The 23661-nt window shown below is 56.0% G+C and carries 24 protein-coding genes; 11 read left to right on the top strand and 13 right to left on the bottom strand.

Annotated elements, in window-relative coordinates:
* The first annotated feature begins 190 nt into the window (after positions 1 to 190).
* The 3 genes from AWR26_RS08755 (at position 191) to AWR26_RS08745 (ending at position 2175) form a co-directional block, all read left to right on the top strand.
* On the top strand, positions 191 to 1204 hold the full coding sequence (locus AWR26_RS08755; protein WP_064565030.1) for a zinc-binding alcohol dehydrogenase family protein: 1014 nt from the start codon (positions 191 to 193) through the stop codon (positions 1202 to 1204).
* Between the two features lie 200 nt (positions 1205 to 1404).
* The gene (locus tag AWR26_RS08750) at positions 1405 to 1740 is read left to right on the top strand and encodes an RcnB family protein (RefSeq protein ID WP_064565027.1); all 336 of its coding nucleotides are present in this window, start codon (positions 1405 to 1407) and stop codon (positions 1738 to 1740) included.
* 9 nt (positions 1741 to 1749) lie between these two features.
* On the top strand, positions 1750 to 2175 hold the full coding sequence (locus tag AWR26_RS08745; protein WP_064565025.1) for a GNAT family N-acetyltransferase: 426 nt from the start codon (positions 1750 to 1752) through the stop codon (positions 2173 to 2175).
* Positions 2176 to 2290: 115 nt separating this feature from the next.
* Here AWR26_RS08745 and apbC read toward each other — a convergent pair whose 3' ends face one another.
* Positions 2291 to 3400: an iron-sulfur cluster carrier protein ApbC gene (gene apbC, locus AWR26_RS08740; RefSeq protein WP_064565023.1), complete on the bottom strand. Its 1110-nt coding sequence runs from the start codon at positions 3398 to 3400 to the stop codon at positions 2291 to 2293.
* A gap of 273 nt (positions 3401 to 3673) precedes the next feature.
* On the opposite strand from apbC, the gene metG reads away from it, so the two are divergent.
* Positions 3674 to 5707, top strand: a complete 2034-nt coding sequence (gene metG, locus AWR26_RS08735) for a methionine--tRNA ligase (RefSeq protein WP_064565021.1) — start codon at positions 3674 to 3676, stop codon at positions 5705 to 5707.
* 69 nt (positions 5708 to 5776) lie between these two features.
* Complete coding sequence (locus AWR26_RS08730) at positions 5777 to 6232, top strand: YehR family lipoprotein (RefSeq protein WP_052502010.1); 456 nt, start codon at positions 5777 to 5779, stop codon at positions 6230 to 6232.
* Positions 6233 to 6360: 128 nt separating this feature from the next.
* On the opposite strand, the gene AWR26_RS08725 is transcribed toward AWR26_RS08730, so the two are convergent.
* Genes AWR26_RS08725 through AWR26_RS08715 form a run of 3 tightly spaced genes read right to left on the bottom strand, consistent with a single transcriptional unit; the run spans position 6361 to position 9291 of the window.
* Positions 6361 to 6837 (bottom strand): YehS family protein, encoded by a 477-nt coding sequence (locus tag AWR26_RS08725; RefSeq protein WP_064565019.1) that lies wholly within the window; start codon positions 6835 to 6837, stop codon positions 6361 to 6363.
* A gap of 52 nt (positions 6838 to 6889) precedes the next feature.
* The gene (gene btsR, locus AWR26_RS08720; RefSeq protein ID WP_064565017.1) at positions 6890 to 7609 is read right to left on the bottom strand and encodes a two-component system response regulator BtsR; all 720 of its coding nucleotides are present in this window, start codon (positions 7607 to 7609) and stop codon (positions 6890 to 6892) included.
* Positions 7603 to 9291 (bottom strand): sensor histidine kinase, encoded by a 1689-nt coding sequence (locus tag AWR26_RS08715; RefSeq protein WP_043956827.1) that lies wholly within the window; start codon positions 9289 to 9291, stop codon positions 7603 to 7605. The genes btsR and AWR26_RS08715 overlap by 7 nt, the downstream gene beginning before the upstream one ends.
* A gap of 220 nt (positions 9292 to 9511) precedes the next feature.
* On the opposite strand from AWR26_RS08715, the gene mlrA reads away from it, so the two are divergent.
* Entirely contained in the window at positions 9512 to 10243 is a 732-nt protein-coding gene (gene mlrA / locus AWR26_RS08710; RefSeq protein ID WP_064565015.1) for an HTH-type transcriptional regulator MlrA, read from the top strand.
* A gap of 58 nt (positions 10244 to 10301) precedes the next feature.
* Positions 10302 to 10415: a protein YohO gene (locus AWR26_RS08705; protein ID WP_007371202.1), complete on the top strand. Its 114-nt coding sequence runs from the start codon at positions 10302 to 10304 to the stop codon at positions 10413 to 10415.
* Here AWR26_RS08705 and AWR26_RS08700 read toward each other — a convergent pair.
* The 5 genes from AWR26_RS08700 to bglX form a co-directional block, all read right to left on the bottom strand.
* The gene (locus AWR26_RS08700) at positions 10390 to 11127 is read right to left on the bottom strand and encodes an ABC transporter permease (protein WP_064565013.1); all 738 of its coding nucleotides are present in this window, start codon (positions 11125 to 11127) and stop codon (positions 10390 to 10392) included. The two genes, AWR26_RS08705 and AWR26_RS08700, sit on opposite strands and share 26 nt — an antisense overlap.
* A complete protein-coding gene (locus AWR26_RS08695) occupies positions 11111 to 12058 on the bottom strand; it encodes an ABC transporter ATP-binding protein (protein ID WP_064565011.1) in 948 nt (315 codons plus the stop codon). Before AWR26_RS08695 ends, AWR26_RS08700 begins: the two co-directional genes overlap by 17 nt.
* The gene (locus tag AWR26_RS08690) at positions 12051 to 13205 is read right to left on the bottom strand and encodes an ABC transporter permease (RefSeq protein ID WP_064565009.1); all 1155 of its coding nucleotides are present in this window, start codon (positions 13203 to 13205) and stop codon (positions 12051 to 12053) included. The genes AWR26_RS08695 and AWR26_RS08690 overlap by 8 nt, the downstream gene beginning before the upstream one ends.
* An 8-nt stretch (positions 13206 to 13213) precedes the next feature.
* Entirely contained in the window at positions 13214 to 14131 is a 918-nt protein-coding gene (gene osmF, locus AWR26_RS08685) for a glycine betaine ABC transporter substrate-binding protein OsmF (RefSeq protein ID WP_064565007.1), read from the bottom strand.
* 149 nt (positions 14132 to 14280) lie between these two features.
* Complete coding sequence (gene bglX / locus AWR26_RS08680; RefSeq protein WP_064568979.1) at positions 14281 to 16578, bottom strand: beta-glucosidase BglX; 2298 nt, start codon at positions 16576 to 16578, stop codon at positions 14281 to 14283.
* Between the two features lie 188 nt (positions 16579 to 16766).
* Here bglX and dld point away from each other — a divergent pair, with 188 nt between their 5' ends.
* The gene (dld, locus tag AWR26_RS08675) at positions 16767 to 18515 is read left to right on the top strand and encodes a D-lactate dehydrogenase (RefSeq protein WP_064565005.1); all 1749 of its coding nucleotides are present in this window, start codon (positions 16767 to 16769) and stop codon (positions 18513 to 18515) included.
* Positions 18516 to 18617: 102 nt separating this feature from the next.
* Positions 18618 to 19172, top strand: a complete 555-nt coding sequence (locus AWR26_RS08670) for a GNAT family N-acetyltransferase (protein ID WP_064565003.1) — start codon at positions 18618 to 18620, stop codon at positions 19170 to 19172.
* On the opposite strand, the gene pbpG is transcribed toward AWR26_RS08670, so the two are convergent.
* Positions 19173 to 20120: a D-alanyl-D-alanine endopeptidase gene (gene pbpG, locus AWR26_RS08665; protein ID WP_007371194.1), complete on the bottom strand. Its 948-nt coding sequence runs from the start codon at positions 20118 to 20120 to the stop codon at positions 19173 to 19175.
* Between the two features lie 169 nt (positions 20121 to 20289).
* Positions 20290 to 20877 (bottom strand): Yip1 family protein, encoded by a 588-nt coding sequence (locus AWR26_RS08660; protein WP_064565001.1) that lies wholly within the window; start codon positions 20875 to 20877, stop codon positions 20290 to 20292.
* Between the two features lie 168 nt (positions 20878 to 21045).
* Here AWR26_RS08660 and AWR26_RS08655 point away from each other — a divergent pair, with 168 nt between their 5' ends.
* Positions 21046 to 21630 (top strand): DedA family protein, encoded by a 585-nt coding sequence (locus tag AWR26_RS08655; protein WP_064564999.1) that lies wholly within the window; start codon positions 21046 to 21048, stop codon positions 21628 to 21630.
* On the opposite strand, the gene AWR26_RS08650 is transcribed toward AWR26_RS08655, so the two are convergent.
* Positions 21627 to 22397: an SDR family oxidoreductase gene (locus tag AWR26_RS08650; protein ID WP_064564997.1), complete on the bottom strand. Its 771-nt coding sequence runs from the start codon at positions 22395 to 22397 to the stop codon at positions 21627 to 21629. The genes AWR26_RS08655 and AWR26_RS08650 overlap by 4 nt on opposite strands.
* A 106-nt stretch (positions 22398 to 22503) precedes the next feature.
* On the opposite strand from AWR26_RS08650, the gene yohP reads away from it, so the two are divergent.
* Positions 22504 to 22587: a small membrane protein YohP gene (gene yohP / locus AWR26_RS25945; protein ID WP_015572324.1), complete on the top strand. Its 84-nt coding sequence runs from the start codon at positions 22504 to 22506 to the stop codon at positions 22585 to 22587.
* Positions 22588 to 22645: 58 nt separating this feature from the next.
* Here the strand turns inward: yohP and AWR26_RS08645 are convergent, their stop codons facing one another.
* Positions 22646 to 23602 carry an MBL fold metallo-hydrolase gene (locus AWR26_RS08645; protein ID WP_064564995.1) on the bottom strand — a complete coding sequence of 319 codons (957 nt, stop codon included), beginning with the start codon at positions 23600 to 23602 and terminating at the stop codon, positions 22646 to 22648.
* Positions 23603 to 23661: the final 59 nt, after the last annotated feature.

The following is a 23661-nucleotide window of genomic DNA, read 5'->3' as shown; positions in this document are numbered from 1 at the left end:
TATCAATTCCCCCTGCCCGCCCCTTTTGCCGCCTGCACAATGCTGCCCGTTGAGTGGTCGAGAATTCTCCGTTGGAGGATTTTCACTGCCAGAGGATAAGTGCTTCCCGATTCTGATGGTTTCTCATATCAATCAGCCTGACTACCATTAATCACACACTCACTCACCTCCCTTATTCAATGGAGCACATATGAAAGCAATCGCCATTACCCGCGCTGCGCAGGGTAGCAGTAATCTGGATTTCCTCAGTGATATTGAGCTGCCGCAACCGCAGGCCAGCGGCCACGATCTGCTGGTCGAAGTGAAAGCCGTATCCGTCAACCCGGTTGATACCAAAGTTCGTGCCGGGTTTAATGCCGATACCCCGCGCGTACTGGGTTGGGACGCCGTGGGCGTGGTCAAAGCCGTTGGTCAGGCGGTAACGCTGTTTCAGCCGGGCGATGAAGTGTGGTATGCGGGCGCGTTGACCCGTCCGGGCAGCAATAGCGAATATCAACTGGTTGATGAGCGCATTGTGGCGCACAAACCGAAAACACTGGATAACGCCCAGGCAGCGGCGCTACCGCTGACCGCTATCACCGCATGGGAAATGCTGTTTGACCGGCTTGGCATCAATGAAAACGGCAACGAAGGTGACGTGTTGTTGATCGTGGGTGCGGCGGGCGGCGTAGGTTCCATCATGACGCAACTGGCGCGTAAACTGACCCGCCTGACGGTTATCGGCACTGCATCGCGCCCTGCCAGCCAACAGTGGGTGAAAGAGCTGGGTGCGCATCATGTGATTGATCACAGCAAACCGCTGACCGAAGAGCTGGCGCGGATTGGCATTGCGCAGGTGACACACGTCGCCAGCCTGAACAATACCCAGGAGCACTACCAGCAGCTGATTAATGCGCTGCAACCGCAGGGTAAGCTGGCGCTGATTGACGATCCGGAAAGCCTGGATGCGTTGCCGCTGAAGGTGAAAAGCATCTCTCTGCACTGGGAATTTATGTTTACCCGTTCGATGTTCACCACCCGCGATATTATCGAGCAGCACAACCTGCTTACCCGCGTGGCGCAGTTGATTGATCAGGATGTGCTGAAAACCACGCTCGGCGAGCATTTTGGCACTATTAATGCCGCGAATTTACGTAAAGCGCATGCGTTGCTGGAAAGCCAACGTGCCGTCGGCAAGATTGTGCTGGAAGGCTTTGCTGGCTAAGCAGCCAGCCAGGATTATTCCCAAACTTTACAAGCGGATAGCGAAAATCGCTCTCCGCTTGTACAGCTATGCCCTGGGTTTGCTTACACTTTTTACCAAAGGGTTATTTTTTCCCGGTTGCTCAGCACCGCATTAACGGCAATGATGGCGTGCTACATAAGCAACTGCGTGAAATGTAAAAAGAACAACCTGGAGAAACAATGCGTAAAAAGAAAATGATGCTTCTGGGCGCGCTGTTGGTCACCGCCTCCTCGGCGTTTGCGGCTCCGCAGACGGCCACACCGGGGGCGACCGGCACGCAATCGTATGAAATTAAGGACTTTGTTGCCGACTTTACCAAATTCAGTATCGGCGATACCGTGCCAGAAATGTATCGTAGCGAAGAGTACAATATTAAACAGTGGCAGTTGCGTAACCTGCCCGCGCCAGAAGCCGGTAGTCACTGGACTTACATGGGCGGTAACTACGTGCTGATCACCGACGCTGAAGGCAAAATCCTCAAAGCCTATAACGGCGACATTTTCTACCATCGTTAAGGAGCGTCTGTGATAATCCGCCATTGGCAGGAAAATGACAGGCCGTTCCTGCGTACGCTGTTTTTACAAGCCCGCAGAGCTTGCTGGACCTGGCTCGATGGGAGTGAGTGGCAACTGGAAGACTTTGATGCCGTCACCCTCGATGAAGTGATTTGGGTCGCTGAAGAGGAGGGTCACCGGCTCGGTTTCGCCTCGGTGTACGAAAACGACAACTTCCTGCATAACTTGTTTGTTGACCCGGCCTTTCTGGGCAAAGGGGTCGGCAGCGCACTTCTCAAACATGTACAGACCACGTTTACCGGTACCGGTGCGCTGAAATGCTTGCTGCAGAATAAGGCCGCGCTGGCGTTTTATGAGCGCCACGGCTGGCACGCAGAAGCGCAGGGCACGTCACCGGAAGGGGATTACGTGCTGATGCACTATGTAAAACAGTAAGCGTGGTAAACCAGTAAAATTACAGGCCGGAATGCGGTATTACCCCATCCGGCCTGTTCTCTCTTCGAATCTGCGACGTCGCCGTCTTCAGATCCGCATCGCCATCACGCGGGTTTTACACCGCGCGGAAAGCGATATCGCCAGGAATAACTTCACCCTGCCAGTAAAGCTGCGCGGCAACACGATCCGCAAGATTGCGGTAGATTGCCGTGAATTCACTGTCCGGGCGGCTGACTACCGTCGGCGTGCCCTTATCCAGATCTTCACGCAGCGTAATGTGCAGCGGCAACTGACCAAGCAACTGGGTGTGATACTGCTCCGCCAGCTTCTCTGCGCCGCCGGTGCCGAAAATCGGTTCGTGGTGGCCGCAGTTGCTGCAAATGTGCATGCTCATGTTCTCGACGATCCCCAGAACCGGCACTTCCACTTTCTCGAACATTACGATGCCTTTTTTGGCGTCGATCAGCGCAATGTCCTGCGGCGTGGTAACCACTACTGCGCCGGTAACCGGAATGTTCTGCGCCAGCGTTAACTGGATATCCCCGGTGCCTGGCGGCATATCCAGCACCAGATAATCCAGATCCGGCCACATCGATTCCTGCAACAGTTGCAGCAGCGCTTTGCTGGCCATCGGGCCGCGCCACACCATGGCGTTATCGTCGGTGACCAGATAACCGATAGAGTTGGTCGCCAGGCCATGCGCCATGATCGGTGCCATATGCGTTCCGTCCGGCGAGGTCGGGCGTTCATGTTCTGCGCCCAGCATCAGCGGAATAGACGGGCCGTAGATGTCCGCATCCAGAATACCGACTTTCGCCCCTTCCGCCGCCAGCGCCAGCGCCAGGTTTACCGCCGTGGAGGACTTCCCTACCCCGCCTTTGCCGGAGCTGACCGCAATGATATTTTTCACGCCGTTGACGCCAGGCTGATTCTTCACGCGTTTCAGGGTGGCGATGTTGTGCGACAGCTTCCAGTCGATGGCGCGCGCTTCGGTAATGCGCAGCAGCTCCGCGCTGCACTGCGCTTTTAACTCTTCAAACGCGGTACGCCAGACGAAAGGCATCACCAGTTCGATATGCAGGGTGTCATCCAGCCACGCAACATGGTGCATGGCTTTTAACGCCGTGAGGTTATGCTTCAGGGTTGGGTGCTGAAAATTGGCCAATGTTCCCGAAACTATGGCGCGCAAAGCTTCCGGGGATTTGGCCGGGGATTGCGAACTCATCCCGACTCCTTTGTAGTTGTTCTGAAGAAACGACATTGTAGCGACCAAGTTTACCGCACAGGTAATAATTATCCATTTACGGATTCATGCCGTTAACACATAGCGTAATTATTGCGCATATTGACGCATGTGGTTTAAAACGCTCCTGCTGGCGTCGTTCAATTATTCCCATATCTGCATATATGGTTTAAAACGGCCTCGATCGCGTAGCGCGCTAATTCCCCTTTTGGTACTATCGATACCCCTTTTTCTCAAGAAGATGTAATGCCTACTATGACTCAAGTCGCGAAGAAAATTCTGGTAACGTGCGCACTGCCGTACGCCAACGGCTCTATCCACCTCGGCCATATGCTGGAGCACATCCAGGCTGATGTCTGGGTCCGTTACCAGCGAATGCGCGGCCATGAGGTGAACTTCATTTGCGCGGACGATGCCCACGGTACGCCGATCATGCTGAAAGCGCAGCAACTGGGGATCACCCCGGAGCAGATGATCACCGAAATGAGTCAGGAACATCAGACTGATTTTGCTGGCTTTAACATCAGCTACGACAACTACCACTCCACGCACAGCGACGAGAACCGCGAGCTGTCGGAGCTTATTTACACCCGCCTGAAAGAGAACGGTTTTATTAAAAACCGCACTATCTCTCAGCTCTACGATCCGGAAAAAGGCATGTTCCTGCCGGACCGTTTTGTGAAAGGCACCTGCCCGAAATGTAAATCGCCGGATCAGTACGGTGATAACTGCGAGGTGTGCGGCGCGACCTACAGCCCGACCGAGCTGATCGTGCCGAAATCGGTGGTATCCGGCGCGACGCCGGTAATGCGTGATTCCGAGCACTTCTTCTTCGATCTGCCCTCCTTCAGCGAAATGTTGCAGGCATGGACCCGCAGCGGCGCGCTGCAGGAGCAGGTGGCCAACAAAATGCAGGAGTGGTTCGAATCCGGGCTGCAACAGTGGGATATCTCCCGCGATGCGCCGTACTTCGGCTTCGAAATCCCGGGCGCGCCGGGCAAATATTTCTATGTCTGGCTGGATGCGCCGATCGGCTACATGGGCTCATTCAAAAACCTGTGCGACAAACGCGGCGATACCACCAGCTTCGACGCATACTGGAAGAAAGATTCCGACGCCGAGCTGTATCACTTTATCGGTAAAGATATCGTCTACTTCCACAGCCTGTTCTGGCCTGCGATGCTGGAAGGCAGCAATTTCCGTAAGCCGACCAACCTGTTTGTTCACGGCTATGTGACGGTGAACGGCGCGAAGATGTCCAAATCGCGTGGCACCTTCATTAAAGCCAGCACCTGGCTGAACCATTTTGACGCCGACAGCCTGCGCTATTACTACGCGGCGAAGCTCTCTTCGCGCATTGATGATATCGACCTTAACCTGGAAGACTTTATCCAGCGCGTGAACGCCGACATCGTCAACAAAGTGGTGAACCTGGCTTCCCGTAACGCGGGCTTTATCGCTAAACGCTTTGACGGCGTGCTGGCGGCAGAGCTGGCAGATCCGGCGCTGTACCAGACCTTTATTGACGCGGCGGCCAGCATTGGCGAAGCGTGGGAAAGCCGTGAATTCGGCAAAGCAGTACGCGAAATCATGGCGCTGGCCGATGTGGCTAACCGCTATGTTGATGAGCAGGCGCCGTGGGTGGTGGCAAAAGAGGAAGGCCGCGATGCCGATCTGCAGGCTATCTGCTCAATGGGCATCAACCTGTTCCGCGTTCTGCTGACATACCTGAAACCGGTTCTGCCGTCACTCGCTGAGCGCGCGGAAGCGTTCCTCAACACCACGCTGGAGTGGGATGCCATCAACCAGCCGCTGCTCGGCCATAAAGTGAATACCTTCAAAGCGTTGTACAACCGCATTGAGATGAAACAGGTGGAAGCGCTGGTTGAAGCGTCGAAAGAAGAAGTGAAAGCGGCTGCCGCGCCGGTGACCGGCGAACTGGCCGACAATCCGATTCAGGAGACCATCAGCTTTGATGATTTCGCCAAAGTCGATCTGCGCGTGGCGCTGATTGAGAACGCGGAATTCGTTGAGGGCTCTGACAAGCTGCTGCGCCTGACGCTGGATCTGGACGGCGAGAAACGCAACGTCTTCTCCGGCATTCGTTCTGCCTACCCGGATCCGAGCGCGCTGATTGGTCGTCTGACGGTGATGGTGGCGAACCTTGCGCCGCGTAAAATGCGCTTCGGCATCTCCGAAGGGATGGTGATGGCCGCAGGCCCTGGCGGCAAGGACATCTTCCTGCTCAGCCCGGACAGTGGTGCGAAAGCCGGCCAACAGGTCAAATAACAATAAAGGCGCTGATATCAGCGCCTTTTTTCTATACTGATACCAGTTTATGGAAACAGGGGAATCACCGTGAATATCCGTCATCTTTTTGCCGCCCTTTTCGCCTTTACCCTGCTCTTCAGCCTGAGCGGCTGCGGGGAGAAAGAGCAGAGCAAAACCTTTAGCTGGTCAGCGCCGGGAACGGAGCTGACGCTGACCTATTACTACAAAGACGACAAAGTGCTGCGCCAGACGGCGAAAAATAAGATCGACTACAGCGCCATTGGCGCGAGCAACAAAGAGGAAGCGATGAAAGTCCTCGGGCCGATCAGCCAGAAATACCAGAGCGTCAAAGGGATCAAAGAGAGTGTTGATTACCAGCAAACCTATGCGCAGGAGACGCTGGATGTGGATTACAGCGCGGTGAATTTCGCCGATCTGAATGCGTTGCAGGGCACCGCGTTTACCGGCACGGTGCAGGATGGCATCAGTATGCAGAAGTCCGAAGAGTTATTGAAAGCGAAAGGCTTTAAAGAGGTTCAGTAATTCTTATCTTGCCCGGTGGTGCTGCGCTTACCGGGCCAGTGAAGGTCGCAGGCCGGATAAGGCACCGCCGCCATCGGGCAGTTTTCCACTACGCTCAGGCAACATAGCGCCTGATGGCGTTTCGCCTGTCAGGCCTGTGCTTTCGGCTTTTGCACCTTGCTGGCTAAGCCGCGCAGGAAATAACGCAGGAACTGGTCGCCGCACTCGCGAAAGTTTTTATGTTCCGGCGCGCGCATCATGGCGGTGATTTCCGGCATCGACACGCGGAACTGCTGCGCGGTCAGGATCGCCAGAATATCGTCGGTCTTTAATGAGAAGGCGATACGCAACTTTTTCAGCACAATGTTGTTATTCAGTTTGCGCTCGACCACCAGCGGCGGCGCGCTGTCATCTTTGCCGCGTTTGTCGTAAATCAGCCCATTGAGAAAAGCGGATAACACAATATCCGGACACGGCTTATACCCGGCCTCATCCTCTTTACGCAGCCACGGCGCAATCTGTTCGGCGGTGACCACCGTGTCCGCCAGCGCGAGAATACGCACCAGCGCGTTATTGTCCGCTTGCAGTGTGTAACGCAGGCTGCGCAGGATATCGTTATTAAGCATCTCTTTCCCCAAAATGATAAACCAGCGCGCAGTGTAGGCATCGCACAGGAATTTACAACCCCAGCGCCTCTTTTAAATTCTTCAGATAGCGGCGGCTGACCGGCACCGTCAGCCCGTCGCGCAGCAATAGCTCCGCCTGGCCGTTATCTTCAAGTCGAATCTCTTTCAGATGCGCCATATTCACCAGATACTGACGATGGCAGCGAACCAGCGGCGTGCGGCTCTCCAGCGTACGCAACGTTAGCTCAGTAAAGCCCTCTTTGCCCTCCTGGCTGGTGACATAAACGCCGCTCATCCGGCTGCTGACAAACGCCACTTCATCCATCTGCAACAGCCAGATACGGCTGTGCCCGGTACAGGGAATAAATTTCAGCGCTTCCTGGTTCTCCGGCAGCACCGACACATCCTGCACGCTGCGCTCCTGGCGCAGGCGCGTCAACGTCTTCTCCAGACGACGCCCCTCAATGGGTTTAAGTAGATAGTCGAACGCATGTTCCTCAAACGCTTGCACCGCATACTCATCAAAGGCGGTTAGAAACACCACATAAGGGCGATTACCGGGATCAAGCATGCCGACCATCTCCAGCCCGCTGATGCGCGGCATCTGAATATCCAGAAACAGCACGTCGGGGTGCAGCTTGTGCACCGCGCCAATCGCTTCCACGGCGTTGCCACACTCGCCAACAATCTCTATGTCGCTCTCTTCCTGAAGCAGAATACGCAGGTTTTCCCGGGCCAGCGGTTCATCATCAACAATCAGCACTTTTAACATGCCTGTTCCTCCAGCGGGAGTTTTAAGGTAATGCGGGTAAACAGATCCGGTTCGCAGGCGATGCTGATACCACAGTCGTTACCGAAGCGGGCGCGCAGCCGCTTATCCACCAGGCTCATCCCCAGCCCGCTGGCATCATTTTTCGGTTGATACAGACCCGCATTATCTTCAACCGCCAGTACCAGATGATCCCCGTCCTGGCTGGCGTTGATGGAAATTTCGCCGACGCCGAGCAACTGCGATGTGCCATGCTTGATGGCATTTTCGACAATCGGTTGCAGCGTAAATGCCGGTAGCTGCAAATGCGACAGCGCCTCCGGCACGTGTAACTGCACCTGCAACCGCGACTGAAAGCGCGCTTTTTCGATTTGCAGGTAGGCATTCACATGTTCAATTTCATCCGCCAGCGTGACGATCTCTGACGGACGCTTTAAGTTTTTGCGAAAGAAAGTTGAGAGGTATTGCACCAGCAACCCGGCCTGGTCGCTGTCGCGGCGGATCACCGCTTTCAACGTATTCAGCGCATTGAACAGGAAATGCGGATTCACCTGCGCATGCAGGAGTTTAATTTCCGACTGAGTCAGCAGCGCCTTCTGCCGTTCGTACTGCCCGGCAAGAATTTGCGCCGACAGCAGTTGTGCGATCCCTTCGCCCAGCGTGCGGTTGATGGAGCTGAACAGGCGGTTTTTCGCCTCGTATAACTTAATGGTGCCTACCACGCGCTGGTTTTCGCCGCGTAGCGGAATAACTAATGTCGAACCTAATTTGCACTGCGGATGCAACGAGCAGCGATACGGTACTTCATTGCCGTCGGCGTATACCACTTCACCGGTTTCGATGGCACGTTGCGTCCAGACCGAAGAGATCGGCCGTCCCGGTAAATGGTGATCGTCGCCGATGCCGGTAAAAGCCAGCAGCTTGTCGCGATCGGTAATAGCCACCGCGCCAATCTCCAGCTCTTTATAGAGCACCTGCGCCACCTTCATGCTGTTCTCTTCGTTAAAACCCTGGCGCAAAATCCCTTCGGTGGAGGCGGCCACTTTCAGCGCGGTGGCGGAAAACGCGGAAGTGTACTTCTCGAACATGGCGCGTTTATCCAGCAGGATGCGCATAAACAGCGCGGCGCCGACGGTATTGGTGACCATCATCGGCGCGGCAATGCTCTGCACCAGGTGCAATGCGCTGTCGAACGGCCGGGCAATCAGCAGAATAATCAGCATCTGCGTCAGCTCCGCCACACAGGTGATTGCCCCGGCAGTGAACGGGCTAAAGACCCGATCGGTACGCCCGCGCTTAATCAACGCACTGTGAACCAGGCCGCCAAGCAGCCCTTCGACAATGGTGGAGATCATACAGCTCAGCGCCGTCATGCCGCCCATTGAGTAGCGGTGCAGGCCGCCGGTCAACCCGACCAGCCCCCCCACCAGCGGGCCGCCGAGCAAGCCGCCCATTACCGCGCCAATCGCCCGGGTATTCGCAATGGAGTCTTCGATATGCAGCCCGAAATAGGTGCCAAGAATGCAGAAAATAGAGAAGGTGACGTAGCACAATAATTTGTGCGGCAGACGGACGGTAACCTGCATCAGCGGGATAAACAGGCGTGTTTTACTCATCAACCAGGCGATAACCAGAAACACGCACATCTGTTGTAGCAGCAACAGCACCAGATTGAATTCGTACATACCGGCAAATACCACATCAACTAAAGCGCGTAACATACATGGAGTCGCCGTGCGTTTCTTTGAAGCGCTGCAAAAAAACACTAAATCGTGCTCTGTATCACAAAGTCTTGCCAGATGATTCAGCTTTCACCTGCCGCCCGGGCAATTTTTCGCCAATTCCTCTTCATGCGACCGCCAGAGGCTACAGTTAAAGTGGGAGCCAGTAAGCAAAGGTGAAACTATGGCGCTTTACACAATTGGTGAAGTGGCGTTGTTATGCGATGTCAATCCCGTCACGCTGCGAGCCTGGCAGCGACGTTACGGGTTATTGAAACCCCAACGCACGGATGGCGGCCACCGACTCTTTACCGAAGCGGACATCGATCGCATTCGGGAAATCAAAAGCTGGATCAGTAATGGCGTTCAGGTCAGCAAAGTGCAAACCCTGCTTTCCAGCGAACCTGACGAGGTTCGCGACGGCTGGCGTGAGCAGCAAGAGGCCGCGCTGCGCTATCTGCAACAGGGCAATCAGCAGCAGTTGCACCAGTGGATTAAAGAGCACGAACGCGACTACCCGGCCAGCACACTGACCAGCAATCTGATCATGCCCTTACGCCATCGTCTGCAGAGCCCGCAGCCCGCCCTGCAAGCGATGCTCAGCCTGCTCGATGGAATATTGATTACCCATATTTCCGCCTCTCTGGCGCTGGCGCGCAAAAAGAGCGGCCAGGACGCGCTGGTGATCGGCTGGAATATTCACGACACTCCCCGTTTATGGCTGGAAGGCTGGATAGCATGCCAGCAAGGCTGGCGAGTGGATGTGCTGGCACATTCGTTAACCCATCTGCGCCCGGAGATGTTCGACGGCCAGACGCTGCTGGTGTGGTGCGGAGAGAATCCGACAACAGCGCAACTGCATCAGTTGCTGACATGGCAGGAAAACGGCCACCGCATTGCGCTTCTCGGTATTTAATGTTTTATCAACAACCCGGCTCCCTTTATACTACTTGTCTTAACAAAAGGAACGACATATGAAGGCTGGTAAAATTATCGTCATCGCCGTTTTTCTGCTGATGGCCATCGGCGGCATCAGCGGCGTGATGCTTGCAGGTTACTCGTTTATTGTGCGTGGCGGTGCTGGCTAAGCCAGCGCGTCAACCGCTCAAATGCCTGGTCGACAATAATCGCGGCCAGCGCCACCAGAATCGCCCCCTGAATAACATAAGCCGTATTAAAACCGCTCAGCCCGATGATGATCGGCGTACCAAGCGTGCTCGCGCCCACCGTTGAGGCGATCGCCGCCGTGCCGATATTGATGATCACCGAGGTGCGCACACCGGCAATGATCACCGGTGCCGCCAGCGGCAGCTCCACTTTCACCAGCCGCTGCCACGCGCTCATTCCCATGCCCTGCGCCACGCTTTGTACGCTCTCTGGCACGGCGGCGATCCCGGCCAGCGTGCCCTGTAAAACCGGCAAAATGCCGTACAATACCAGCGCAATCACCGCCGGCTCGTTACCAAACCCCATGACCGGCACGGCAATCGCCAGCACCGCCACCGGCGGAAAAGTTTGCCCGACGGCAGCGATGGTTTCCGCCAGCGGGCGAAACTCGCGCCCGGCCGGGCGGGTCACCGCAATGCCGCCTCCCACGCCCAGCACAATAGCAATCGCGCTGGAAATCCCCACCAGCGCAAAATGCGCTGCGGCCAGCGACACAAAACTCTCCTGCAGGTAGACCGGACGCGGCAGTTGCGGAAACAGTGCGCTGAACAACGCGGCGCAGTGTGGCAGCCACAGCAAGAGCGCCACAAACAGCGCGATCAACCATAACAGGGGGTCACGCAGAAGTCTCACCGCTGGCCTCCACGCGCAATAAATCACGGAAATGCAGGCTGCCGCAGGGCTGGCCGCTGGCATCATGCACCGGCAGGATCTCGCACTGCTGGGCGACAAACGCCGACAATGCTTCGCGCAGCGTCATCTCTGCCCGCAGCGGTTCCCCCTCGTAAGCGGGTTCACGGCGCAGATAGCCTTTCACCTGGCGCAGCGACAGCAGGCGCACGCCCAGCTCACTACGACCAAAAAATTCACGAACAAAATCGTTGTGCGGCGCGGTCAGCAGCGCCAGCGGCGTCCCCTGCTGCACCACTTTGCCCTTATCCATCAACACCAGGTGATCCGCCAGTTGTAGCGCCTCATCGATATCGTGCGTCACCAGTACAATGGTGCGCCCAAGCAGACGGTGAATGCGCACCATCTCCTGCTGTAATGCCGCGCGGGTGACCGGATCCAGCGCCCCGAAAGGTTCATCCATCAACAGCACTTCCGGATCGGCCGCCAGCGCCCGAGCCACACCGACCCGCTGCTGTTGCCCGCCGGAAAGCTGATGCGGGAAACGGTCGCGCAGGGAAACATCCAGCCCCAGCAGCGCCATCAGTTCATCCACCCGTGCGTCGCGCTGGCTGCGCGACCACTTTTGCAGTTGCAGCACGGTGGCGATGTTCTGCGCCACCGTCCAGTGCGGGAACAGCCCAATCGACTGGATGGCATACCCCATGCGGCGGCGCAGCTCCAGCACCGGAAGCTGGCGAATATCCTCACCGGCAAAATAAATCGCGCCTTCATCATGCTCGATCAGCCGGTTGATCATCTTCAGCGTGGTCGATTTCCCGGAACCGGATGTACCAATCAGTACCGAAAAAGCGCCCGTTTTGACATGCAGATCGAGATGGCTGACAGCCTGCTGTCCGGCAAAGGTTTTGCTGACATTTTTAAATTCAATCATGTTGTTTTACCTTCAGCAGCGCGAGGCTTAAGCCAAACAGCGCATCCACCACGACGGCCAGCGCAATCACCGGGATCACGCCAAGCAGCACTAAATCCAGTGCGCTGCTCAATAGCCCCTGGAAGACCAGCGAACCGAAGCCTCCCGCGCCGATCAGCGCCGCGATCACCGCCATGCCGACCGTCTGCACCGCCACAACGCGCAAACTGCGTAGCAGCAGCGGCAGCGCCAGCGGAATGCGTACCTGCCAGAAACGCTGGCGCGCGCTCATGCCCATCGCCTCGGCGCTCTCCAGCACCTCCTGCGGCACCTGGTTAAGCCCGGCGACCACGCCGCGCACCAGCGGTAACAAGGCATACAAAATAAGGGCGATCAGCGCGGGCGTCATACCGGTTCCGGCAATGCCGAAACGGCTCAGAACCGGGAAGTGCAGCACCAGCCCGGCCAGCGGCGCAATCAGCAGGCCGAACAGCCCAACAGAAGGAATGGTCTGGATGATATTGAGCACCGTGAAAACCGGCCCCTGGCGTGTCGGATGACGGTAGCACCATAAACCAATGGCAAACCCCACCACCAGCGCGGGAATAAGCGTACCGAAGAGTAGCGTCAGATGCTGCGCCAGCGCATCATTGAACACCTCCTGGCGGTTGCTGTATTCATGCAGTAACGAGAGATCGTCCAGCTCGCCGCTGAGCAGTAAGAACAACGGCAGACACCAGATTTGCGCATTGAGCAGCCAGCGCCAGACTGGATGGCTGGCAAAGCGACGAATGGCGTCGCTACAGGCCAGCAGCGTCAAAGCCAGCCATAACCACAGCCCGCTTCCTGGCGAGGTTCGCGCCAGCGCGCTGCCCGATTGCGCCAGCTCCGTCGCCGCCCTGCCCGCGCTCCATACCAACAGGCAGAACAGCGCCTCGGCCAGCAGCAACGTACCGATTTGCGCCCCGCGCCCTGGCACAAAGCTGAGTATCAGCAGCAGACAGGGCGCCAGCAGCCAGAATGCCGGAAATAGCTGCCACAACGCGCGGCTTTCGCCCGATACCAGCCGGTTTGGCGCATAGTTAACAAACGGTAGCCAGGCTGCCAGCAGCCCGACGACCATTAACAGCAGCAGCACACGATTATGGCAACGTCGCGAATCCTCCATAACAGCGCTTATTTCACCAGCCCTTTTTCTTTCAAGTAGTCGGCTGCCACTTTTTTCGCATCCAGCCCTTCAACGGCAATGCTGGCGTTCAGTTTTTGCAGCGTTTTTTCATCCAGGCTGGAGAAAACCGGTTTCAGCCACGCATCCAGTTGCGGATACGCTTTTAATACCGCTTCACGCACTACCGGCGTGGGCGCATAGATGGGTTGCACACCTTTCGGATCGCTCAGCGTTTGCAGCCCCAACGCCGCAACCGGGCCATCTGTGCCGTAGGCCATCGCCGCATTCACGCCGGAAGTTTGCTGCGCGGCAGCTTTAATGGTCACCGCCGTATCGCCGCCAGCCAGCGACAGCAGTTGATCCTGTTTCAGGGTAAAGTCGTACGCTTTCTCAAAGGCCGGTAACGCATCGGTGCGTTCGATAAACTCCGCCGATGCCGCCAGTTTGAATTCACCGCCCTCTTTCAGATAACGGCTCAGATCGGCTAAGGATGTGAGCTTATTTTTCTGCGCCAGATCCTGACGCACGGCAATCGTCCACGTGTTATTCGCCGGAGCGGGCGTCAGCCAGACCAGCTTATTCTGTTCGGCATCGAGTTTTTTCACTTTCTCGTAGCCCTGCTGCGCGTTTTTCCATGCGGGGTCGCTTTCATCTTTAAAGAAAAATGCGCCGTTGCCGGTGTATTCGGGGTAGATATCCAGCTCGCCGGAAGTAATCGCTCCGCGCACCACCGGTGTGGTACCAAGCTGCACTTTATTGACTGTTTTTACGCCATGGCTTTCCAGAACCTGCAAGATGATATTGCCCAGCAGCGCCCCTTCGGTATCAATTTTGGATCCCACTTTTACCGGTTCCGCTGCCTGCAACGGCAGGCTCGCAGCCGCTACCAGCAGCAGTGAGCACGCAATCTTATGGGTGATTGTCATTGTACTTCCCTCATTTTTTACCGCCTTTTTCAGCAGGTTGAGAAAAAAGCGTAGCCGAAAAATAGCGGCTTTGTCGCGTGAAAGCCCTAAACGATAAAGGAATAAGGTATAGCAGAAAAAATCAGGCCGGTTGCCCGGCCTGGGAGGGATTAGCGCAGTTCGAACTCGCCCTGATTGACGCGTGCTGAATCGACGCCGATAAAGACATTGAATTTGCCCGGCTCCGCAGCATATTTCATCTGCTGGTTCCAGAATTTCAGCGCATTCACATCGATCGGGAAGCTGACGGTTTTGGTTTCGCCCGGTTGCAGGTTCACCTTGTCAAAGCCGCGCAGTTGTTTCACCGGACGGCTCATCGACGCGGTGACATCCTGCAAATACATCTGGATCACCGTTTCACCCGCGCGCTTACCGGTATTGGTCACCTCCACGCTGGCGGTCACTTTGCCAGTGCTCGTCATCGATGGCGCGGACATTTTCACCTCAGAGACTTTGAAAGTGGTGTAGCTAAGGCCGTAACCAAACGGATAGAGCGGCCCGTTCGCTTCATCAAAGTAACGGGAAGTGTATTTGTTCGGCTTGTTGGCATTGTACGGACGGCCGGTATTCAAGTGGCTGTAGTAAACCGGGATCTGCCCCACCGAGCGCGGGAAGGACATCGGCAACTTGCCGGACGGGTTGTAATCGCCAAACAGAATATCGGCGATGGCGTTACCGCCTTCCGTCCCGGCGAACCAGGTTTCGAGGATCGCATCAGCCTGCTGATCCTCTTTCACCAGCGCCAGCGGGCGACCATTCATCAACACCAGCACCAGCGGTTTACCGGTCGCTTTCAGCGCGGCAATCAGATCGCGCTGGCTTTGCGGAATAGTGATGTCAGTACGGCTGGACGCTTCGTGCGCCATCCCCTGCGCTTCACCCACCACAGCAACCACCACGTCGGCTTTCTTCGCCGCCGCTACCGCTTCATCAATCATCTCTTTCGGCGAACGCGGATCCACCACCACCGCCGGTTCATACAGATTGAGGAAATTGACGATGTCTTTGTCGTTGGTGATATTCGCCCCTTTGGCGTACAGCACGTTGCCTTTGCCGGCCAGCGCATTGCGGATGCCGGTCAGCACGGTAACGGACTGATCGGCCACACCCGCCGCAGACCAGCTTCCCATTGAGTCGCGCTTGCTGTCGGCCAGCGGCCCAACCACCGCCACGGTGTCGGTTTTTTTCAGCGGCAGCGTCTCAAGGCGGTTTTTCAGCAGCACCATACTTTCGCGCGCCACTTCACGCGCTTCTTTGCGATGCAGACGGCTTTCCGCATTGGTATCTTGCGGATCGCTCTCTTTCGGGCCGAGATGGCTGTACGGATCGTTAAACAACCCCATGTCGTACTTCACATTCAGCACATGACGCGTGGCATCGTCCAGCTCCTCCATCGTCACCTTGCCGGATTTCACCAGCCCCGGCAGATACTTGCTGTAGTACTCGTCGCTCATGCTCATGTTGATGCCGGACTTCAGCGCCACACGCACCGCATCTTCCGGATCGGCGGCCGTGCCATGCTTGATAAGCTCCTTGATCGCGCCGTGATCGGAAATGGTGATGCCTTTGAAGTGCCACTGATCGCGTAGCAGATCTTTTAACAACCAGGAATCCGAAGAAGCAGGCGTACCGTTCAGCGAGTTAAGCGCCACCATCACGCCGCCACTGCCAGCATCGAGCGCCGCTTTATATGGCGGCATATAGTCGTTAAACAGACGCTGCGGGCTCATATCGACGGTGTTGTACTCTTTACCGCCTTCCACTGCGCCATACGCGGCAAAGTGTTTAACGCTGGTCATCACTGAGTAGCGATCCGCCGGGCTTTTGCCCTGCATCGCTTCGACCATCGTGCGCCCCATTTCAGAGGTCAGGAAGGTGTCTTCGCCAAACCCTTCCGACACACGGCCCCAGCGCGGATCGCGGGAAACATCCACCATGGGTGCCCAGGTCATATTCAGGCCGTCATCGGCGGCTTCATAAGCGGAAATGCGCCCTACAGTGCGCACCGCGTCAAGGTTAAAACTGGAGGCCAGGCCAAGGCTAATCGGGAAAACAGTACGCTGGCCATGAACCACATCGTAGGCGAAAAAGAGAGGAATTTTCAGGCGGCTAAGCTGCATCGCCTGATCCTGCATCGCGCGGATATCCGGGCGGGTAACGGTGTTAAAAATTGCCCCTACCTGGCTCTTTTTGATCATCTCGCGGATAGCTTCCTTCGGGTTATCCGGGCCAACACTAATAAGACGCAACTGGCCAATTTTTTCATCGACCGTCATCTTTTTGAGCAACTCAGTGACAAATGCATCCCTTGCTTCAGGCGTCAGCGGATGGTTGCCAATCAACTCCTCAGCCAGCGCGGGTTGCAGCGCGAGGCTCACAGCGACACCTACAGAACATAGCCATTTCATGTCGTATTTACTCTCTTGTATTTCACCCATAACCGCGGAACGGACCGCGAAAAAAACGCAGTGTGCCATAATCCTGGCATGTCTTGCAGAGTTGGGCTCTGATTTTTCTGCGAATTCACTCCCCCGTCAGGTTTAGCAGGACTACTATTACAGGCACAAAAATGCTGACTCACCACAAGGAGTGGAATATGTCATTCGCAACTTCAAACGAGAACCGCACTTTTTTACACGAACTGAAACGGCTGGTCGGCGCCTCTCACCTGTTGACCGATCCCGCCAAAACCGCCCGCTACCGTAAAGGCTTTCGCTCCGGCCACGGCGATGCGCTGGCGGTGGTGTTTCCCGGAACGTTAGTGGAGCTGTGGCGCGTGCTGCATGCCTGCGTCAGCGCCGACAAAATCATCCTGATGCAGGCGGCGAATACCGGCCTGACCGAAGGGTCAACGCCCAGCGGTAATGATTATGACCGCGATATTGTGATTATCAGCACCCTGCGGCTTGATAAGCTGCACCTGCTGGATAACGGCGAGCAGGTGCTGGCGTATCCTGGCACCACGCTCTACTCGCTGGAAAAAGCCCTTAAACCGCTGGGCCGCGAGCCGCACTCGGTGATTGGCTCCTCCTGCATTGGCGCCTCGGTGATTGGCGGGATCTGCAATAACTCCGGTGGTTCACTGGTGCAGCGCGGCCCGGCCTATACCGAGATGTCGCTGTTCGCCCGTATCGACGAGCAGGGCAAATTGCAGTTGGTTAACCATCTGGGCATTGATTTGGGGGAAACGCCGGAGCAAATCCTCAGCGCGCTGGATGACGAACGCATCAAAGCGGATAACGTGCGCCACGATCAGCGTCACGGCCACGATCATGATTACATCACCCGCGTGCGTGATGTCGAAGCCAATACCCCGGCGCGCTACAACGCCGATCCGGATCGGCTGTTTGAATCCTCCGGCTGTGCGGGCAAACTCGCGGTTTTTGCGGTGCGTCTGGATACTTTCCCGGCAGAAAAACAGCAGCAGGTGTTCTATATCGGCACCAACCAGACCGCTGTATTAACGGAGATCCGTCGCCATATTCTGGCGAACTTCGCCCACCTGCCGGTGGCAGGCGAATATATGCACCGCGATATTTACGACATTGCTGAACGCTACGGTAAAGACACGTTCCTGATGATCGACAAACTCGGCACCGACAAAATGCCGCTGTTCTTTACTCTGAAGGGACGCACCGAAGCGCTGCTGGATAAAGCGCCGCTGTTCAAGCCGCACTTTATTGACCGTTCACTGCAAAAAATCAGCGCCGTTTTCCCGTCACATCTGCCGCCGCGGATGAAAACGTGGCGCGATAAGTACGAGCATCATCTGCTGTTGAAGATGTCCGGCGACGGCATTGCGGAAGCGCAAAACTGGCTGACGGACTATTTTGCCAGCGCCGAAGGCGGCTTTTTCGTCTGTACGCCGGAGGAAGGGAGCAAAGCCTTTTTGCACCGTTTTGCCGCCGCCGGTGCGGCGATCCGCTATCAGGCGGTACATGCCGACGAAGTGGAAGATATTCTGGCGCTCGACATCGCCCTAAGGCGCAACGACACCGAATGGTTTGAGCATCTGCCGCCGGAAATCGACAATCAACTGGTGCACAAACTCTACTACGGCCACTTTATGTGCCACGTTTTCCACCAGGATTACATCGTCAAAAAAGGCGTCGACGCCCATGCGCTGAAAGAGCAAATGCTTGAACTGCTGCGCCAGCGCGGCGCGCAATACCCTGCCGAACATAACGTGGGTCACCTGTATGAAGCCGCAGAAACGCTAAAACAGTTTTATCGGGAAAATGATCCGACAAACAGCATGAACCCCGGTATCGGAAAAACCACTAAGCGTAAATTCTGGCAAGAGGAATTAACGACAGATAATCACGCTGACGTGGCGATAAAATAGCCAGAATACAGGCTGTATTGTGTGCCCCTTTCGTAATAGAGTAGCGAAAAACGCCAGAGAAACGTTTCTCTGGCTCCCCGCTTTGAAGGAGCACACCTTTCCATGTCTGCTGTCGATATTCTCTCCGGCCCTGCTGTCGTGGTGCGCGACGCCACGCCTGACGATGTGCACGCCATTGCCTCGCTGTACGCGTGGCACGTGCTGCACGGTCGCGCCTCCTTCGAAGAAGTTCCCCCGACAATTGATGAAATGCGTGCCCGCATGAGCAAAATCGCCAGCGATGGTCTGCCGTGGATGGTTGCGCTGTATCACGGCATTATCGTTGGCTACTGCTACGCCGGTTTCTATCGCCCGCGTCAGGCTTATCGCTATACGCTGGAAGAGTCGATTTACGTCGATGCCAGCATGACCGGTCGCGGTATCGGTTCAACGCTGATGAGCGCTCTGATTGCCCGCTGTGAAGAGGGACCGTGGCGGCAACTGATTGCGGTGGTTGGCGACGGCAATAATAATTCCGGCTCCCTGCGGCTGCATAAAAAGCACGGCTTTGAGATTGTCGGGCAACTGCGTAGCGTCGGCTACAAGAAAGGGGACTGGCGGGATACGCTGATTATGCAGCGTCCACTCAACGACGGTGACTGGACGCTGCCGGAGTAATTAATCGTTCTGCGCGGTTTGCTCGCCTGCTGCGCTGTTATTCTGCGTCATCTGCGCCGCTTTCTGGCGCTTATAGCTCAGCGCCGCCGCCGGAACCGGCTGTACTTTGCCGGTTTCAATCCAGGTACGTAAACGGCTGGCATCGGCAAAGTGCGTAAATTTGCCGAATGCATCCATCACCACCAGCGCCACCGGTTTGTTGTTAATCACCGTGCGCATCACCAGGCAGTGCCCTGCCGCATTGGTAAAGCCGGTTTTGGTCAACTGAATATTCCAGTTATCGCGGTAGACCAGATGGTTGGTATTGCGAAACGGCAGCGTATAAGCCGGATTGCTGAAGGTCGCCATCTCTTCGCGCGTGGTGCTCAGTTGCCCAATCAGCGGATACTGTTTGGTGGCAATCAGCAGCTTGGTCAGATCGCGTGCGGTAGAAACGTTGTGAATCGACAGTCCGGTCGGCTCAACATAATGCGTATTGGTCATGCCCAGCGCTTTGGCTTTGGCATTCATCGCAGCGATAAACGCGTTATAACCGCCCGGATAGTGGTGCGCAAGGCTTGCGGCCGCGCGGTTTTCCGACGACATCAGCGCCAGCAGCAGCATGTTTTTACGGCTGATTTCGCTGTTCAGGCGCACGCGGGAGTAGATCCCTTTCATTTCCGGCGTCTGGCTGATATCGACGTTGAGTTTCTCATCCAGCGGCAAATGGGCATCCAGCACCACCATCGCGGTCATCAACTTGGTGATGGAGGCGATAGGACGCACCAGATCCGGATGACTGGAGTAGATCACCTGATTGGTTTGCAGATCGACAATCATCGCGCTACCCGAGGCAATTTCAGGTTGTGCGGCAGTGGTCGCGGCAGTGGTTTTCGCGACAGCAAACGGCGCCACAGGCGCAGCCAGCAATAAAGCCAAGCTTAATAAAGAGACTCGAAATTTCTGCATGGTGAGACTTCTGAAAATTATTCACGCACGTTGTTACGCACACCGCTTTCATTAATCAGGAAAATAATGAGGCTGGCCTGCGCATAATAGCCGCCATGCAGGGTTGTCGCCACAGAAGAATCATTGCGGAAGATTGCATTGCTGGCATTTACGCCAGCAATGCGTTTTATCAGAACAGGCGGTAGCCGTAGCCCCAGAGGATCACCGTCAGTGCCAGCAGCACTTCCAGCACCAGCACGCCAATCGCCAGCGTGGAACTGGAGAAGCTCAGCCCCTCTTCTTTATTGATATTCAGGAAGGTCGGAATACCGACATAGAGCAGATAACCGGTATAGAACAGTGCGACGGTACCCACCAGCGCACACAGCCATACCAGCGGATAGAGCGCCACAATACCGCTCAGAAACAGCGGCGTCGCAACATATCCGGCAAATACCATACAGCGCGCAAGACCGGGCCGCTGCGGGTAGCTTCGCGCCATCCACCAGATGACGCGACCCATCACGGCCACCCCTGCCAGCATCAGCGCATAAAACAGTACCGCCATGTAGAAACCGGTAAACAACGACAGCCTGACAACACTCTCCTCACCGAAATTCCAGCCGATTTGCGTGGTACCGATAAACGCACAAATAACCGGTATTGCTGCCATAACCAGCACGTGGTGGGTGTAGTGATGCGAAACCGTCTCGTCTTCGCTTTTGATCACCTTCATTTCACGATCGGGATGGGAAAACAGTCCCCAGACATGGTTCATAACGCCCCCTTTCGACAGCCCGAACAACGACACTGTAAGTATAATTCACTCTTGCGATTATTTTTTGCACAGTTGTAAAAATAGCGCCGCTGCACAACGTATCCTTCCGACAAGAACCCTCAGTCGGGTGTATGCTTAAAAGCGTTTTACCTGGAGGGCTTCTTTTTAATGGATATCAATTCTCTGATTAGCCAGTATGGCTACGCCGCGCTGGTTATTGGCAGTATTGCTGAAGGTGAGACCATTACGCTGCTGGGCGGAGTTGCAGCGCATCAGGGGTTATTACGCTTCCCGCTGGTGGTTATCTCCGTGGCGCTGGGCGGCATGATTGGCGACCAGTTGCTCTATCTGCTCGGCCGCCGCTACGGCATGAAAATACTGCGTCGTTTCTCACGTCACCGCGACAAAATCCATCAGGCGCAAACGCTGATCCGCCGCCATCCGTACCTGTTTGTGATTGGTTCGCGCTTTATGTACGGCTTTCGTATCGTGGGCCCGTTGCTGATCGGCACCAGCCGTCTGCGTCCGAAAATCTTTCTGCCGCTGAATATTCTTGGTGCGATCGTTTGGGCGTTACTGTTCGCCACGCTGGGCTATGTTGGCGGGGAGGTGATTGGCCCGTGGCTGCATCAGTTCGATCAGCATGTAAAACGCTGGATTTGGCTGGTCATCGCTATCGCACTGGTGGTGTGTCTGCGCTGGTGGTTCCGGCGCCGTCGTAAGAAGCGCCAGAACAGCACAAAGCACGATTAAGCTTTAGGTTTGAACTGCGGGTTAGCGAGCATAAATCCGCCGTCGATAATAAACGACTGCCCGGTGGTATAACTGGCGTGCTCTGAACAGAGCCAGGCCACCATGCTGGCTATCTCTTTGGTGGTACCGGGCCGGGCCAGCGGAATATTCGGCATCGAACCGGGTTTAGCATCATCATCGCTCATGTTATTCATCGGCGTGGCTATCGCGCCGGGCGCAACCGCATTGACGAGAATGTTGTGTTCAACCAGTTCCAGCGCCATCGACTGCGTTAATCCGCCCAGCGCATGTTTCGCCGCAGTATAGGCACTCGCTTCCGGCAGCGGCGTATGTTCATGCACCGAGGTGATGTTAATGATGCGTCCTCCCTGCCCCTGCGCCACCATTTGCCGCGCGGCAATTTGCGCACAGAGAAACGCGCCGTCAACATCGACGGTAAAAATGCTGCGCCAGTCTTCGAACGTCACCTCCAGGAACGGCGCTTTGCTCATCGCGCCGGCATTATTGACCAGCGCATCGATACGTCCGAAACGGGAAATCAGCGTTTGTATCGCCTGCGCGCCTTCCGGCAACTGGCTAAGATCAAGCTGGACAGTTTCGGCCCTGCGCCCGAAAGCCTCCACCTGCTGCGCCGTCTCTTGCGCCCCCTTCTCATCCGAATGCCAGGTAATACCAATATCAAAGCCCTGCTCTGCCAGCATCAGCGCGCATTGCTTGCCGATACCGGAATCTGCGGCAGTGACCACAGCAACGTGGGTAACAGACATTGTTCGCCCTCCGGTGATTGCAAACCATTAAGTATAGAAAAAAGGCAAAAATGCAGCAGGTTATCTAAGCTTTGTACTTCCGTATGCATGAAGGACGTTAAAAATGTTGAAGATTTTACTTTGGGTGATCCTGATTATCTTTCTGATTGGTCTGCTGGTGGTGACAGGTGTGTTTAAGATGATTTTTTAATGCCGGGCGGTTGGCGGCTGCACTTCAGCCAACCTGAAGTGCAGCGCCATCCGTCAGGTTAATTCCCCTGCGCACTGTAGTTTATCGGCACCCAGCGGTAGCCTTTATCGGCTTTTATCACTTTGCCAATGCCAGGAAACGCAATATGCGCGGCGGCTATCCAGTCCCCCTCGCGGGCAACCTGCGCCAGCACTTTCTGGCGCGTGGCAATGGCCTGTTGCTGGTTGACATCAAAATGGATCGCTACGTCAGGGTCCGGTAGCTGCACCGGATGCGCATGGATAATGTCGCCCCATAACATCAGCGTTTTACCGCCGTGGGTGACGCGATAGATCACGCTGCCCGGCGTATGTCCTGGCGCAGGTACCGCCTCAATACCGGGGATGATTTCCGTCGGTGCGCGAAATGTGCTGAGTTTACCGGCATCGATCACCGGACGCAGCGAGCGTTCGGACTCAGCAAAGGTGTGACGCTGGCTCTCTTCCACCTCTTTCAGATGCGCCGGGTTGAGCCAGAAATCCACATCACGCTGATCGACACGCACCGTGGCATTGCGAAACACCGGCTTGCCGTCGCGCTGCACGCCGCCAGAGTGATCGGCATGAATGTGAGTCAGCAGCACCGTATCTATCGCATCCGGATCGATGCCCGCCGCCCGCAGGTTATCCGGAAGATGACCGCCCGCATTGCCAAACAGCGGCCCGGCACCGGTATCAACCAGAATCAATTGCTTACCGGTATTAATGACAAAGGCGTTAATCGACGTTTCGGCCTGAACCGCCAGGTTGGCTTTTGCCATCTGCGATTGCAGCGTTGTGGGGGAAATATGCGTGAGTAACTTGTCAAATGGCACGGCGACCGTACCGTCGGAAACGGCGGTGATTTGCCAGTCGCCCATCGCCATCCGGTAATATCCCGGCGCCTGCGCCTGATGCGTACTGATCGGTTGCGCGGCGTGAGCGCTGAAGTTCAGCGTTACGCCCACCAGCGCCATCAGCAGAGGATAATGTTTCATCACTTTTCTCCTGTTGTTTTCGTTGCAACAGTATCCCGCCAGCGATACTATCACTCCAA

The sequence above is a fragment of the Kosakonia oryzae genome, assembly GCF_001658025.2.
Lineage (GTDB): Bacteria > Pseudomonadota > Gammaproteobacteria > Enterobacterales > Enterobacteriaceae > Kosakonia > Kosakonia oryzae.
This window is presented reverse-complemented; position numbering and strand designations above follow the sequence as displayed.

Bases quoted from the DNA above. Each gene is read 5' to 3' on its own strand.
- AWR26_RS08755 (WP_064565030.1), top strand. From the start codon at position 191: ATGAAAGCAATCGCCATTACCCGCGCTGCGCAGGGTAGCAGTAATCTG.
- AWR26_RS08750 (WP_064565027.1), top strand. From the start codon at position 1,405: ATGCGTAAAAAGAAAATGATGCTTCTGGGCGCGCTGTTGGTCACCGCC.
- apbC (WP_064565023.1), bottom strand. From the start codon at position 3,400: ATGAGTTCGCAATCCCCGGCCAAATCCCCGGAAGCTTTGCGCGCCATA.
- metG (WP_064565021.1), top strand. From the start codon at position 3,674: ATGACTCAAGTCGCGAAGAAAATTCTGGTAACGTGCGCACTGCCGTAC.
- AWR26_RS08725 (WP_064565019.1), bottom strand. From the start codon at position 6,837: ATGCTTAATAACGATATCCTGCGCAGCCTGCGTTACACACTGCAAGCG.
- btsR (WP_064565017.1), bottom strand. From the start codon at position 7,609: ATGTTAAAAGTGCTGATTGTTGATGATGAACCGCTGGCCCGGGAAAAC.
- AWR26_RS08715 (WP_043956827.1), bottom strand. From the start codon at position 9,291: ATGTACGAATTCAATCTGGTGCTGTTGCTGCTACAACAGATGTGCGTG.
- mlrA (WP_064565015.1), top strand. From the start codon at position 9,512: ATGGCGCTTTACACAATTGGTGAAGTGGCGTTGTTATGCGATGTCAAT.
- AWR26_RS08705 (WP_007371202.1), top strand. From the start codon at position 10,302: ATGAAGGCTGGTAAAATTATCGTCATCGCCGTTTTTCTGCTGATGGCC.
- AWR26_RS08695 (WP_064565011.1), bottom strand. From the start codon at position 12,058: ATGATTGAATTTAAAAATGTCAGCAAAACCTTTGCCGGACAGCAGGCT.
- AWR26_RS08690 (WP_064565009.1), bottom strand. From the start codon at position 13,205: ATGGAGGATTCGCGACGTTGCCATAATCGTGTGCTGCTGCTGTTAATG.
- osmF (WP_064565007.1), bottom strand. From the start codon at position 14,131: ATGACAATCACCCATAAGATTGCGTGCTCACTGCTGCTGGTAGCGGCT.
- bglX (WP_064568979.1), bottom strand. From the start codon at position 16,578: ATGAAATGGCTATGTTCTGTAGGTGTCGCTGTGAGCCTCGCGCTGCAA.
- dld (WP_064565005.1), top strand. From the start codon at position 16,767: ATGTCATTCGCAACTTCAAACGAGAACCGCACTTTTTTACACGAACTG.
- AWR26_RS08670 (WP_064565003.1), top strand. From the start codon at position 18,618: ATGTCTGCTGTCGATATTCTCTCCGGCCCTGCTGTCGTGGTGCGCGAC.
- pbpG (WP_007371194.1), bottom strand. From the start codon at position 20,120: ATGCAGAAATTTCGAGTCTCTTTATTAAGCTTGGCTTTATTGCTGGCT.
- AWR26_RS08660 (WP_064565001.1), bottom strand. From the start codon at position 20,877: ATGAACCATGTCTGGGGACTGTTTTCCCATCCCGATCGTGAAATGAAG.
- AWR26_RS08655 (WP_064564999.1), top strand. From the start codon at position 21,046: ATGGATATCAATTCTCTGATTAGCCAGTATGGCTACGCCGCGCTGGTT.
- AWR26_RS08650 (WP_064564997.1), bottom strand. From the start codon at position 22,397: ATGTCTGTTACCCACGTTGCTGTGGTCACTGCCGCAGATTCCGGTATC.
- AWR26_RS08645 (WP_064564995.1), bottom strand. From the start codon at position 23,602: ATGAAACATTATCCTCTGCTGATGGCGCTGGTGGGCGTAACGCTGAAC.